The organism is Eubacterium limosum (genome assembly GCF_000807675.2).
Lineage (GTDB): Bacteria > Bacillota > Clostridia > Eubacteriales > Eubacteriaceae > Eubacterium > Eubacterium limosum.
On record NZ_CP019962.1, the window covers coordinates 4,004,194 to 4,018,281 of the forward strand.

At 45.7% G+C, this 14,088-nt stretch carries 8 protein-coding genes; 6 read left to right on the forward strand and 2 right to left on the reverse strand.

Going from position 1 to position 14,088, the window contains the following annotated elements:
- Nucleotides 1-52 precede the first annotated feature (52 nt).
- The 3 genes from ssnA to hydA all read left to right on the forward strand — a co-directional run bounded on the left by ssnA (nt 53) and on the right by hydA (nt 5,897).
- Nucleotides 53-1,387: a putative aminohydrolase SsnA gene (ssnA, locus tag B2M23_RS18885; RefSeq protein WP_038351463.1), complete on the forward strand. Its 1,335-nt coding sequence runs from the start codon at nt 53-55 to the stop codon at nt 1,385-1,387.
- Nucleotides 1,388-1,441: 54 nt separating this feature from the next.
- Nucleotides 1,442-4,438, forward strand: a complete 2,997-nt coding sequence (gene ygfK, locus B2M23_RS18890) for a putative selenate reductase subunit YgfK (RefSeq protein WP_038351462.1) — start codon at nt 1,442-1,444, stop codon at nt 4,436-4,438.
- Between the two features lie 82 nt (nt 4,439-4,520).
- A complete protein-coding gene (gene hydA, locus B2M23_RS18895) occupies nt 4,521-5,897 on the forward strand; it encodes a dihydropyrimidinase (protein WP_038351461.1) in 1,377 nt (458 codons plus the stop codon).
- A gap of 62 nt (nt 5,898-5,959) precedes the next feature.
- Here the strand turns inward: hydA and xdh are convergent, their stop codons facing one another.
- On the reverse strand, nt 5,960-8,530 hold the full coding sequence (gene xdh, locus B2M23_RS18900; RefSeq protein WP_038351460.1) for a selenium-dependent xanthine dehydrogenase: 2,571 nt from the start codon (nt 8,528-8,530) through the stop codon (nt 5,960-5,962).
- Nucleotides 8,531-8,817: 287 nt separating this feature from the next.
- Nucleotides 8,818-9,615 carry an RICIN domain-containing protein gene (locus B2M23_RS18905; RefSeq protein WP_052237133.1) on the reverse strand — a complete coding sequence of 266 codons (798 nt, stop codon included), beginning with the start codon at nt 9,613-9,615 and terminating at the stop codon, nt 8,818-8,820.
- 414 nt (nt 9,616-10,029) lie between these two features.
- On the opposite strand from B2M23_RS18905, the gene B2M23_RS18910 reads away from it, so the two are divergent.
- From B2M23_RS18910 to glsA, 3 genes are all read left to right on the forward strand, one after another.
- Entirely contained in the window at nt 10,030-12,624 is a 2,595-nt protein-coding gene (locus B2M23_RS18910; protein ID WP_038351459.1) for a heavy metal translocating P-type ATPase, read from the forward strand.
- A 4-nt stretch (nt 12,625-12,628) separates the two neighbouring features.
- Complete coding sequence (locus B2M23_RS18915; RefSeq protein WP_038351458.1) at nt 12,629-12,904, forward strand: metal-sensing transcriptional repressor; 276 nt, start codon at nt 12,629-12,631, stop codon at nt 12,902-12,904.
- Nucleotides 12,905-13,136: 232 nt separating this feature from the next.
- Complete coding sequence (gene glsA, locus B2M23_RS18920) at nt 13,137-14,078, forward strand: glutaminase A (protein ID WP_038351457.1); 942 nt, start codon at nt 13,137-13,139, stop codon at nt 14,076-14,078.
- Nucleotides 14,079-14,088 lie beyond the last annotated feature (10 nt).

The window sequence follows — 14,088 nt, forward strand, 5'->3', positions numbered from 1 at the left end:
AACTCACTACCCTCTATATCCATTAAAAATAACAATAATCAAGGAGAGAACAATGATTTTAATTGGAAATGGTCGGTTAATCACCCGAGATGAAAAGAATACGTATTTAGATAATGGTTGTGTTGCAGTGGAAGGTAATGAAATTGTAAACGTTGCTTCTACAGAAGAAATGAAAAAGCAGTATCCCGATGCTGAATTTATTGATGCCAAAGGCGGCGTCATCATGCCAGGGCTCATCAATACCCATAACCATATTTACAGCACCTTTGCAAGAGGACTTTCCATTGAAGGCTTTAACCCCCAAAATTTCATGGATATTCTAGACGGCCAGTGGTGGACCATTGACCGCAACCTGACAAACGAAGACAATAAATACAGCGCATACGATACTTATATCGACTGTATTAAGCAGGGTGTTACCACTGTGGTGGATCACCACGCCAGCTATGGCGAGATTAAAGACAGCCTCTTTACAATTGCTGATGTCGCCAAGGAGCTGGGCGTACGTACCAGCCTTTGCTATGAGGTTTCTGACAGAGACGGTGCCGATAAAATGAAAGCCGCTGTTAAGGAAAACATCGATTTTATCAAGGCCGCCCACGAGGATAAAACCGGCATGGTTCACGGTATGCTCGGCCTGCACGCCGCCTTTACCCTGACCGACGAAACGCTGGATTATTGCAACGCCGAGAAACCGGATTACGCCGGTTATCATGTGCACGTTGCCGAGGGACTGGACGATGTTTATGACTCTCTAGAAAAATATGGCAAACGTGTGGTCAACCGCTTATTCGATAAAAATATTTTAGGTGAAAATACCATTGCTGTACACTGCATTCACATCAATGGCGAAGAAATGGCGATTCTCAAAGATACCAACACTATGGTAGTACATAACCCAGAGTCCAATATGGGAAACGCTGTTGGCTGTCCGCCAGTGCTTCAATTAGTAAAGCGCGGTATTCTCCTCGGTCTTGGAACAGACGGCTACACCAATGATATGATCGAATCCTACAAGGTGGCTAATATCCTTCACAAGCATTTTAATTGTGATCCAAACGTGGCCTGGGGTGAAATTCCACAGATGCTGTTTAATAATAACCCAGCCATCGCAAAACGCCTTTTTGGCAAAACCTTAGGTGTTCTTGCCCCGGGAGCCGCTGCTGACATCATCGTAACAGACTACAACCCAACTACCCCGATGAACGCTGACAATTATAATTCACACATTTTGTTTGGTATGTGCGGACGTTCCGTCATCACCACTATGATTAACGGCAAGGTTCTTATGAAAGACCGCGAGCTGCTGAACATCGACGAAGAAGCCATTCTGGCAAAATCACGCGAAGCCGCTAAAAAATTAGCTGATCGCATTAACCATAGATAATACCACTGCCCTGTTATAAAAAAAATATGTTCCACCATAAAAAGGAGTATCAAAATGAGCGATAAAATGTACCCTATCCCCTTTGGCGAAATGATCAACTGGATCTTAAGTGAATACAAAAAAGAAAAAAGTATTTTCGGTGTCCACAAGCTTTACAAAAAAAACGACCAGCAGACACTCTCAATTTTTGACGAGATGCTGGAAACCCCTTTTGGCCCGGCAGCAGGACCACACAACCAGCTGGCGCAGAACATCATCGCCGCTTATGTGGGCGGCGCCCGTTTCTTTGAATTAAAAACCGTACAGCCTGTAGACGGCGAAGACCTTGCCGCGCTTGTTTCCAAGCCCTGCATCACAGCCGGTGATGAATGCTACAACTGTGAATGGTCTACCGAACTGCGCGTAGAAGAAGCCTATGACGAATATGTAAAGGCCTGGTTTGCCATCAAGCTTTTAGCCAAGGAAATGGGCTTCGGAAGCCCAGACGGGTTTATCTTTAACATGAGTGTCGGCTATGATTTTGCTGGCGTTCAGACTGAAAAAATTGATCATTATATCGAGGGGATGAAAAATGCTGAAAACTCAGCTGTATGGCAAGAATGTATGGATTATACCCTGACTCATTTAGATCAGTTTGATAATATTGACGCTGGTTATGTCAGAAGTATTACTCCGGTTGTCAGCCGCTCCATCACGCTTTCTACCCTCCACGGCTGTCCACCCGATGAAATTGAACGAATCGCCAGCTACCTGATTAACGAAAAAGGTTTGAATACTTTTGTTAAGTGTAATCCCACCATGTTAGGCTACGAATCTGCTCGCGAAATTCTGGACAGCATGGGTTATGACTACATGGATTTTGACGACTATCATTTCCTTCATGACCTTCAGTTCAAGGACGCTGTACCCATGTTTACCCGACTGAAAAAAGAAGCCGCCGATAAAGGCGTTGCCTTTGGGGTGAAAATCACGAATACCTTCCCTCAGAAGGTTGTTGACGGTATTTTGCCAAGTGAAGATATGTATATGTCCGGCCGGTCCCTGTTCCCTTGTTCAATCGAACTGGCAAACCGCCTGGCAAAAGCCTTTGACGGCGATCTGCGTATTTCTTACTCTGGCGGCGCGGATATCTTTAACATTAAAGACATCTTTAAAGCAGGCATTTGGCCGATCACCCTGGCTACCACCCTCTTAAAACCAGGCGGATACAACCGCCTTGACCAAATGGCAGAGGATCTTGTTTCTTATAATTTCAAGGAAGTACAAAATCTGAAGCCTTCGGCTTTATCCATGCTCGCAAAACGTGCCAGAACCAACCCTCATAATGTAAAAGGCGCAATAAAACCATTGCCATCCAGAAAATTCGACAAAAAAGTACCCTTAGTTGACTGTTTTGCAGCCCCCTGTTCTGAAGCCTGTCCAATTTCTCAGGATATCCCGGATTATATTGAACTTCTGGGCGAAAACAAGCCTATGGAAGCGCTTAAAGTTATCACTGCGAAAAATCCACTTCCGTTCATCACCGGTACCATCTGTAATCACCGCTGTATGGATAAATGTACACGTAATTTCTATGAATCTCCTCTGTGTATCCGCGATGTAAAGCTTAATGCTGCCGAGCTGGGTTATGATGATTTACTCAAAGAGATCAAACCCGTTGAAAAACGTACGGATGCCAAGGTTGCCATTGTCGGTGGCGGCCCTACCGGGATTTCCGCCGCTTACTTCCTGACAAGAAATGGAGTCTCTGCCACGATCTTTGAACGCAATGAAAGTCTGGGGGGGATTGTACGCCATGTAGTTCCTGAATTCCGTGTTGATGCCGAAATCGTAGAAAATGATGTAAAGCTCATGGAAGCCTATGGTGTAGAAGTTATTACAAACAAAGAAATCGGCTCCGTAGAAGAACTGAAAAGTAAAGGCTTCAAATATGTTATTGCCGCTACCGGCGCCTGGGGGCCAAGCCCGTATAAGCTGGAGGGTGAACAGGCAATCAACGTACTTGACTTTTTACAAAGCTTCAGAAAAGATGCGTCCAGCCTGAAACTCGGGAAGGACGTTGTGGTGATCGGCGGCGGTAATACCGCCATGGATGCCGCCAGAGCTGCCAAAAAAGCGCCGGGCGTTGAAAATGTCCATCTGGTATACCGCAGAACAAAGCGTTATATGCCAGCCGACGAAGAAGAACTTGCAATGGCATTGGAAGACGGCGTGAAATTCTATGAGCTTCTCTCACCTGAAAAATTTGATGGCAGCACCCTTTCCTGCCGTAAGATGGTACTTGGCGCACCGGATGTGTCTGGTAGAAGAAGTCCCGAAAACACAGATGAATTCATGGATATTCCAGCTAATACTGTCATTGCCTCAGTTGGCGCAAAAATTGACAAAGAATGGTTTGCTCAGAATAAAATCGCTGTGACAGACCGTGGCCGTGTCGAAGTGAACAAAGACACGCTGGAAGCCCGTGACAATATATTTGTAGCCGGTGACGCTCAATTAGGCGCTGCCACCGTTGTACAGGCCATTGCAGACGCGCGCAAAGTTACCGATACCATTGTAAAGGCCGAAGCACTCGAAGCCGTTTCTACCTATTCTAGAAATACCGGCGATTATGACAGAGCTCTGGCTAAACGGGGAATTCTGGCTGAACCAAAATGCGAATCAACAGAATGCAGCCGTTGTTTGGAATGCTCAACTGTCTGTGAATCCTGTATGGATGTGTGTCCAAACCGTGCAAATTTAGCCCTTTTTGTACCGCACCATAAGATGCGCCAAATCGTACATGTTGACAGAATGTGTAACGAATGTGGTAACTGCCAGACCTTCTGTCCATATGACAGTGCGCCTTACAAGGATAAGTTTACCCTCTATCACACCCTTTCCGACTTTGAAGACAGCAGTAACAGTGGTTTTCTGGTCACTGGTGACAATTGTGTTAAAGTCCGCCTTGAAGGCAATGTTATTGATGCCTCTATCGGTGACAGTACACTGCCCCAGGGTATCAATGATATTATTAAAGCGGTAGTCAATAATTACAGCTATCTCCTTTAAAAATTTTATATCAGGGACGTCTTATAAGACGTCCCTGATCTTGTTTCATACGCAAATTTCCAATGTAAAATGAGGTGTTATTATGAAAAAAACAATCATCAAAGGCGGTATTCTTTTTTCTTCCACAGATACGGTTAACGCCGATATTTTGGTGGAAAATGGTAAAATCGCTCAAATAGGCCAAAATCTCGAAGCCCCCGAAGCCAATATCATCGACGCTGCTGGAAAGTACATTTTCCCAGGCTTTATCGATCCACACACACATCTGGATATGGACACCGGAACAGCCCACACAGCAGATGATTTTGTCTCCGCGACAAAAGGTGCTGTCTCCGGCGGTACCACCACCATCATTGATTTTGCCACTCAGGATAAAGGGCACAGCCTGACAGAGGCTTTAAAAAACTGGCATGGGCTGGCGGATAACCGCTCCTCCTGCCATTATGGCTTTCATATGGCCATTACCGACTGGAATGAAACGACACGCAAAGAGCTGAAAACAATGAAGGATTCAGGGGTAACCTCCTTTAAGCTCTATATGGCCTATGATAACCTGCGCTCCAATGACCGTGAAATCTTTGAGATTTTAGAAGCTGTTAAAACCTATGGCGGGCTTGTCTCCATGCACTGTGAAAACGGCGATCTTGTCAACGCACTGATTGCCGAACAAAAACGCCAAGGCCGCATGAGCCCTGCCGCCCATCCCCTTTCCAGGCCTGATTTTGTGGAAGCAGAGGCTGTCAACCGCTTTTTAGCCATCGCAGAAGCCGCTGAATCTCCTGTTTATGTGGTACACCTTAGTACTGAACGGGGGCTTTCAGAGTGCCTGAATGCCCGCCGGCGAGGACAAAAAGTCTTTATTGAAACCTGTCCGCAATATCTACTGCTTGATGACAGCTGTTATGAACTGGAGGGTTTCGAGAGTGCGAAATATGTTTTTGCGCCTCCGGCACGCAAACCATCAGACGAAAAAGCGCTTTGGGAAGCTGTTAGCTCTGGAATTGTTGATACCATCGGCAGTGATCATTGCAGCTTTAATATGAAAGGCGGAAAGGATCTTGGTAAAAATGACTTCAGTAAAATTCCAAACGGCATGCCCGGTGTGGAAACCCGCCCGATACTCATGTATACCTTTGGCGTGTGTAAAAACAAAATGACACTGAATCAGATGACGGCCCAGCTCTCAGAAACACCAGCGAAAATTTTTGGCATGTATCCGCAGAAGGGAGCCTTAAAACCTGGAAGTGATGCCGATATTGTTATCTGGGATCCAGAATATGAGGGCACTATTACTCAGAAGGACCAATACCAAAATGTTGACTATACACCCTACGAAGGTGTCAAAACCAAGGGCCGAGCAGAAGTTGTCCTGTTAAACGGAGAAACCGTTGTCGAAAAAGGCAGGGTTATTGCTGAAAACAAAGGGCAGTATATCCCACGGGGGATCTGTCAGCTTTAAACAAAACTATAAAGCAGCAAAAAAAGCCAACGCAATGTTGGCTTTTTTGATGTATCTGATCATTACTTTTTCTTCTTTTTCTCATAAGGTGTATTTTTCAGCGGTAAAACCGTCTGAAATTCGCCGTTTAAACGATAGTATGCATCCGCAATGGCCGGCGCTGTCGGTATGGAGGTAATCTCGCCAATACCAATGGCACCATAGGCCACATCAATGCCTGGTTTTTCAACAACGATACTGTCAAGCTCCGGCACTTTATCTGCCTTAAAAAGGCCAAGTGTACCAAATTTTGACTTCGGAATACCGTGATCCAGCTCATACTGCTCTGTAAGCGCATAGCCCATGCCCATAACTACACCGCCTTCAATTTGCCCCTCGACACTGATAGGATTTACAGCCTTGCCCACGTCATGAGCCGCAACCATTTTTTTAATGGTACCATCTTCATTCAGCACACACATCTGTGTCGCATAGCCGTAGGCTACATGCGAAATCGGGTTTGGCACAGGTGTACCCATGGCGTCTGTTTTTGCCAGATACTCTCCCATAAAATCCTGTCCTTCAAGCTCGGCCAGTGTTTTATCTTTCATTGCCGCCTTCAAATCCTCCGCTGCCCGTCTACAAGCTTCACCCGTTACCAATGTCTGCCTGGAACCAGAGGTTGTGCCAGAGTCCGGTGCATTCGCTGTATTCGGCGGCATATAGGCAATCTGGTCCAGAGTAAGGCCAGCGGTCTCAGAAAGCACCTGCGTTAAGACTGTACCCAGACCTTGACCAATACAGGAAGCTCCAGCATGTATCTCGACACGTCCGCCCTTTACCAGGAGCCGGCAGCGTCCCCAGTCTGGAAGACCCACGCCAACTCCGGCATTTTTCATCGCACAGCCAATGCCCACGTATTTTTCACTGTCGTAAATTTCCTTAACGGCTTCTAATGTTTCGGCAATCCCCGTTGCCGAATCGGCAATCTGTCCGTTTGGAAGCACCTCACCCGGCCGTACTGCGTTGCGGTAACGGATTTCCCATGGTGTGATCCCCACCATTTCAGCTAAAAGGTTAAGGTTCATCTCAGAGGCAAAGCAGGTCTGAGTTACCCCAAAGCCCCTGAAAGCACCTGCTGGCGGGTTGTTCGTATATACAGCTTTACCGTCAATATCAATGGTCTGGAAATTATAAGGTCCGGCAGCGTGTGTACAGGCCCGCTGAAGTACCGGTCCCCCCAAAGAGGCATAAGCACCCGTATCGGACACGACTACTGCTTTTAATGCTGTCAAATGTCCCTTTTCATCGCAGGCAGATGTGACATCCATATAAAATGGATGGCGTTTAGGATGAATCATAATGCTTTCTTTGCGCGTAAGCTTGACCTTGACAGTTCGTTTGGTCAGATAAGCAATCAGCGCAGCATGATGCTGGACCGATACGTCTTCCTTCCCTCCAAAGCCGCCGCCAACCAGCTTATTTTCTACAATGACCTTTTCGGGAGGCAGCCCCAGCATCGCCATGCACTCATGCTGAGTGTCGTAGGTTCCCTGGTCTGTTGAATAGATAAAGACACCGTCGCCATCAAAGGGCATTGCCACAGCTGTTTCCGGTTCCAGGAAAGCATGCTCGGTCCACGGCGTTTCATAATGGCGTGTAACCTTATATTTTGAACGGGCAATAACCTCATCCGCATTTCCACGTACCAGGTGCTCATGTGCCAAAACATTGGTTTCACTGCCCTCGTGCACTAAAGGAGCCTCCTTTTTCATCGCCTCACGCGGATCAAAGACACCTTCAAGCTGTTCGTACTCAACCTTTACCAGCTTTTTGGCTTCTTCCAAAATTTCTGGTGTTTCCGCCGCTACCAGACAGATCGCATCGCCGATATAGTGCGTGGTTTTCCCAACAGGGATCATTGTATCCCAGTCCTGCTTAAGGTGTCCAACCTTGACACTACCCGGAATATCCTCCGCTGTAAAAATACCAATCACACCCGGCAGTGCTTTCGCTTCATCTGTATGAATGGCCAGCACACGGGCTCTCGGATATTCTGCCCGCACAGCGCTGCCATAGATCATACCGTCCAGATAAAGATCATCCGGGTATTCGCCTGTTCCCAGCACCTTTTCTCTGGCATCCACACGCTGCATAGCCTGGCCGACAGTGACCTCACCTGCTTCTTCATTCACAGGGAGATCTTCTCTGAAAATTTTAGCCGCCAATAAAATACCATCAATAATTTTTTTATAACCGGTACAACGGCATATATTGTTTTTGATAGCGTTTATTACCTCTAAACGCGTCGGTTCTGGATTAATATCAATGAGCGCTTTTCCTGACATTACCATACCCGGTATACAAAAACCGCACTGCACAGCGCCTGCTGTTGCAAAGGCATAGCTGTAAACTTCTTTCTCACGCTCTGTAAGGCCTTCTACCGTGATAATTTCCTTATCTGCCATTTTAGATACCATGGGTATGCAGGACCGGGTCGCTTTGCCGTCGATGATAATCGTACAGGTACCGCAGGCCCCTTCACTACAGCCATCCTTGACTGAAGTTAATCTCAAATCATCTCTTAAAAAGCGCATGAGCTTTTTATCCTGTTCAACCTCATGTATAACTCCATTGACCTTAATCGTGTACATTTCTGATACTCCTTTATTGATTAATTATACCGAATGCTTGTTTTCCACACTTCTGTTTATCTGCCGAACGATTACAGGCAGCTATTCTTTTGATAAACTTTGCACAGTGTTTTATTTAAGATACAATACTGTTTTATTATATGACATAATAATATTTTATCGTATCTTAGAGGAAATAGCAAGCTTTTATTCTCAGAAACGACTATTTTTTTTAGAACACTCGGAATTTTTAAGCATAAAAAAACCACCAAAATCAAACTGGTGGTTTAAAATCGTTCATAAAAATTTTATGCTTCAGTATCAACTTTTTTAGCTGCGGTGGAGCGTGTTTTCTGTGTTGTCTTTTTAGCTGGTTCCGGGACAGCTTGTACTGTTTCAGCCTTTTTAGCGGTACTGGTTTTTCGGCTAGTCGGAGGTTTTTTTGCGGCTGTTTTAGAAGCCGTTGTTTTTCTGGCAGCGGTTGTCTTGGAGACCGTTACCTTTTCAGCTGTTTCTGATGTGGCCTTCTCCTTTGCCGCTGTTGTTTTCTTAGCTCTGGATGAAGCTGTTTTTTTAGCCGCAGTGGCTTTTCGCGTGGCTGTTTTTTTTCGTGGTGCTGCTTCAGCTGTCATTTTTTCATCTGGCTTTGCAATCTCATCAATCTGAGTCGGTGTAAAATGCCATACCTGATTGGAACTCCCGGTTTTTTCCCAGATCTGCATCTGTGCACCTGGTACAGCAGCCCCCATCGCAACGTCAAGATAAATACCAGCGCGCTGTGACCTGATCAGATAGCTGCCTTCAGCCGTTTCTTCTAATGTCCAAAGCTGGCTGTCCGTATCAACAGATTCCCACTGCTGTACCCAGGTACCGTTTACTGTTCCCAGCATACACAGATCCAGTGCCTTTCCCGAATGTTTATTGATGAGTTTAAACCATTCACCATCTACATATTTCGCTGTCCATTTCTGGCTGTCTGCTCCTGTTTGGGAAGCCTCCTGTAATTTTATAAGTGCACCATTCTCGGCTGAGCCATTCTCAATTCCGAGAGCCAACGTCTTTTCCTGCGCCATAATGACGTAGTCTTTATTTGCTTGCAGTTTCACTTTACCAACTCCTTTGATCATTTTAGACAGTATTATAACGCTATACTGTTTTTATCAAAATATCTCTACACTGCATTTTGATTTACTTTAGCTTAGTATTATCATAGCAATTTTTTATCTGTTCGTCAAACATTCATTGAAAATTTTACAAAATATAAACAAGTATTAAGCATTGCTTTGCGTTTTCATCAAAAATAATGAAATTTATAGCATCCCAACAGATTCGGCTATAAGCCAAAATCTACTTAATTGACTGTCAATATTGTCTGAATCAACAGTAATACTTTAAAGCTTTTGTTAAGATTAACGATAACAGGGTAAGAATTTTTTGAAAAGAACTTGACCATTCTCCTAAATTGTTATATTATATGAACATACCCCACCCCACGAGGGGTGTCATTTGGAGGTTATCATATGAAGAAAAATTTTAAAATAGAAGGGATGTCTTGTACGGCCTGCGCTGCTGCCATCGAACGAACCGTAAACAAAATGGACGCCGTCGAGGATGCTGTGGTTAACTATGCCACAGAAAACCTGTCCGTTACCTACAATGACAGCGCTGTTCAGGCTCCGGCGATTGTTTCTGCCATCGAGAAAATCGGTTATGGTGCGGTGCCCGAGCAAGATGCTTCTCTATCTGGTAAAAGTACTGCCAAAAACACCGCCGGTGAAAACGCCCAAAAGCAAATGAAAGAGCTTCAGACTCGGCTCATTATTTCATTGGTTTTCACCATTCCTTTATTCTATCTCTCTATGGGCCCCATGGTAGGGCTGCCCATTCCTGCTTTTTTGGATGGTGATATGAATCGCCTGGTCAACACAATTACACAGATGCTTTTAACCTTGCCTGTTGTTTATATGGGTGCACATTTTTATAAAGATGGTTATAAAGCCCTCTGGAAACGCATTCCAAATATGGACTCTCTGGTAGCCGTCGGCACCAGTGCTTCATTTCTTTATGGTATTTATGTATTGTACCAGCTGGCTTGGGGTTACTCATATGGTGATATGACCATGGTGCATCATTTTGCCCATGAGATTTATTTTGAAGGGACTGCAGTTATCTTAACCCTTATCACCCTGGGAAAATATATGGAAGCACGCGCTAAAGGGAAAACCTCTCAGGCCATTGAAAAGCTCATTGCCCTGGCGCCAGATACTGCTCTCGTAGAACGCGGTAATACAGAAGTCGAAATTCCCATTGATGATGTGCGCCTCGGCGATACCGTTGTCATTAAACCTGGTGATCGTATTCCCGTAGATGGTGAGATTATCTCTGGCCATTCCAGCGTGGATGAATCTCTGCTTACCGGCGAAAGCATTCCAGTAGAAAAGGAAACAGGCGACCACGTTATCTGTGGCAGCATCAACAAAACCGGTGCTTTTAAGTTCCGTGCCACCAAGATTGGCGATGATACCACACTCAGCAAGATTATCCATCTGGTAGAAGAGGCTCAGTCCTCCAAAGCCCCGATCGCCAAGATTGCCGACCAGATCAGCCGTTATTTTGTACCGGCTGTTATGGGTATTGCAGCCTTATCCTTTATCGTCTGGCTCCTCCTTGGCTATGAGTTCTCCTTTGCCCTGTCTATGGGTATTTCAGTACTCGTTATCTCATGTCCCTGTGCCCTTGGTCTGGCAACGCCGACAGCCATTATGGTAGGCACCGGTAAAGGCGCTGAACAGGGCATTCTTTTTAAAAACGGCCCTGCCCTTGAAACCCTTGGAAAAGCCGATGCCATTGTTTTTGACAAGACCGGCACCATCACCATTGGCAAGCCTTCCATTACAGATATTGTCCCCCTGGGCAGTACGGATGAAGAAACACTGCTTCAGCTGGTTGCTTCCATCGAAGCCAAGTCCGAACATCCGCTTAGTGAAGCCATTGTAGAGGGCGCTAATGAACGTGGTATTGAGCTGCGGGATGTGTCCGACTTCAATGCGATTCCCGGCCTCGGCGTTGAGGGTACTGTGGATACCCGTTTTATTTCTATCGGCAATCAAAAGCTCATGAAAGGCTCCGGAATTGATCCCAGTACACAGACCGAGCTTTACAATACGCTTTCTGACGCTGGCAAAACACCTCTTTTTATCGGTGAAGGCAGTGAACTGATTGGCATAATCGCCGTTGCAGATACGCTTAAGGAAAATTCAGCCAATGCCATCGCTCAGCTCAAGGCTATGGGCACACAGGTATATATGCTGACCGGCGACAATGAACGGACTGCCCGGGCCATTGGCTCAAAAATCAATATCGATCACGTTATCGCTAACGTTCTGCCAGAGGAAAAGGCAGACCTGATCAAAAAGCTCCAGACTGAAGGCAAACAGGTTATTATGGTTGGGGATGGCATCAATGATGCGCCTGCCCTGGCTCAAAGTGACATCGGCATTGCCATCGGCAACGGAACCGATGTGGCCATCGAGTCTGCTGATGTTATCCTTATGCAGAACGATCTTTTACAGATCGTGGCGGCTATACAACTAAGTAAAGCGACGATCCGAAATATCAAGCAGAACTTATTTTGGGCCTTTATTTACAATACTATTGGCATTCCGTTGGCCGCTGGGATTCTTTACCTCCCCTTCGGTCTCAAACTGAACCCAATGTTTGCCGCAGCGGCCATGAGCTTAAGCTCCGTTTCCGTTGTGTTGAACGCACTGTCCCTGAAAGGCTTCAAGCCCAAATTTATCCCTGTGAATGACCTGCCGTCTGCCCATACTGATGTGACGGTTGTCAATAATCAAATTAATACCAGTGATCCGATAATGGAATCACAGAAAGAAGGAACAATTATGACTAAAAAATTACACGTAAATGACATGAGCTGCAAACACTGCGTAAAACGCGTTGAAGACACCCTGAACGCCATTGATGGCGTTTCAAATGTTCAGGTTTCTCTGGAGGATGCCCAAGCTACTATGGATGTAACAGATACTGTTACCGACAAAATGCTGTGCGATGCCCTGGATGAGGCAGGCTACCCGGCCTCTGTCATTACTGAGTAATCCTATGGAAGGTATTGACCGCACTAAGGAGCTCAATCTTTTAAAAACCGCCAGAGGCCAAATGGATGGCATTATAAAGATGCTGGAGGAAGGCCGCTACTGCATTGATGTATCAAAACAGGTGCTGGCGGTGCAAGCTCTTCTGAAAAAGGCCAACTTGCAGATTCTTGAACAGCATATGCATCACTGTGTAACGGATGCCTTTGAAAATGGCAGCAGAGAAGAGCGCAATATTAAGATTGAAGAAATTATTACTATTCTGGATAAATATTATAAATAGTTAAAAGCCCCGTTAGGGGCTTTTTTATTATGCATCAGCGTATAAAAAACAGGTCTCGGATACTTTGCTCCGAAACCTGTTCAGGGAAAATTTGGGGAGAGTAAAATTTTTAAGTAAGAGGTTGTATGCTCATTTTAATATATACCCTTTTCCTGAAATTTAAACATTTTATCTTCCTTTTCTTTTTTGAATCGTGTGGGTATATAGCATTTATGAAAGCGAGGTTTTAATCATGCAGAAAAACATCATTGATACTAAAAAACTTGAAGCTGTTCTCAAGCAAGCCCACAGCGCCGCAGAATGTGATCAGTCAGGCGCCAACGCCTCTTATATTCCCGCTCTGGCAAAGGTGCCATCCAATCTGTTTGGGCTGACCGCTGTAACAGCAGATGGCACAGTCATTGAAACAGGTGACAGCAGCTATCCCTTTGCCATTGAATCTATTTCCAAGGTTTTTTCCATGGCACTTGTCATGGAAGCTGTCGGAGCGCAAGAAATGTTGAAAAAGGTGGGCGCAGACCCGACAGGGCTTCCCTTCAACTCTGTAATGGCACTGGAGCTGCACCGTGGCAAACCACTTTCACCACTGGTAAACGCCGGCGCTATGGCTACTGTCAGCCTGCTGCCTGCCGCCAGCGCTGATGAAAAATGGCAGAAAATTCTTGATGGTTACAGCCAATTTGCCGGCCACCGCCTGGAAGTGATGGATGCTGTGTATACCTCAGAGACTGCCACTAACAGCCATAATAAAGGCATTGCCTGGCTCATGTCGAGCTATGGCACACTTTATGACGATCCGGATACCACCTGCGATATTTATACCAGGCAATGTTCTATCGCCATCACCTGTAAGGATCTGGCAGTTATGGGTTCTACACTGGCCAATGGCGGCGTAAATCCAATCACTGGAAAAGCTGTCATAAATCCAGAATTTTTACCTCATATTTTTGCCGAGATGACCATGGAAGGTCTCTATGGTGCTTCCGGCGATTTCGCCTATACTGTAGGACTTCCGGGTAAAAGCGGTGTCGGCGGAGGCCTGCTGGCAGTAGTGCCTGGGCAGCTTGCGCTCTCTGCTTTCAGTCCCAGGCTTGACCCCATTGGCAACAGCGTCCGAGGACAAAAGGCTCTTCGCTTTATTTCTGACGCGCTTGATCTTTCTCTTTATCGGTAAGCATACACAA

Excerpts from the sequence above, each read along its gene's own strand:
- hydA (WP_038351461.1), top strand. The coding sequence starts at position 4,521 with ATGAAAAAAACAATCATCAAAGGCGGTATTCTTTTTTCTTCCACAGAT.
- ssnA (WP_038351463.1), top strand. The coding sequence starts at position 53 with ATGATTTTAATTGGAAATGGTCGGTTAATCACCCGAGATGAAAAGAAT.
- B2M23_RS18910 (WP_038351459.1), top strand. The coding sequence starts at position 10,030 with ATGAAGAAAAATTTTAAAATAGAAGGGATGTCTTGTACGGCCTGCGCT.
- glsA (WP_038351457.1), top strand. The coding sequence starts at position 13,137 with ATGCAGAAAAACATCATTGATACTAAAAAACTTGAAGCTGTTCTCAAG.
- ygfK (WP_038351462.1), top strand. The coding sequence starts at position 1,442 with ATGAGCGATAAAATGTACCCTATCCCCTTTGGCGAAATGATCAACTGG.
- B2M23_RS18915 (WP_038351458.1), top strand. The coding sequence starts at position 12,629 with ATGGAAGGTATTGACCGCACTAAGGAGCTCAATCTTTTAAAAACCGCC.
- xdh (WP_038351460.1), bottom strand. The coding sequence starts at position 8,530 with ATGTACACGATTAAGGTCAATGGAGTTATACATGAGGTTGAACAGGAT.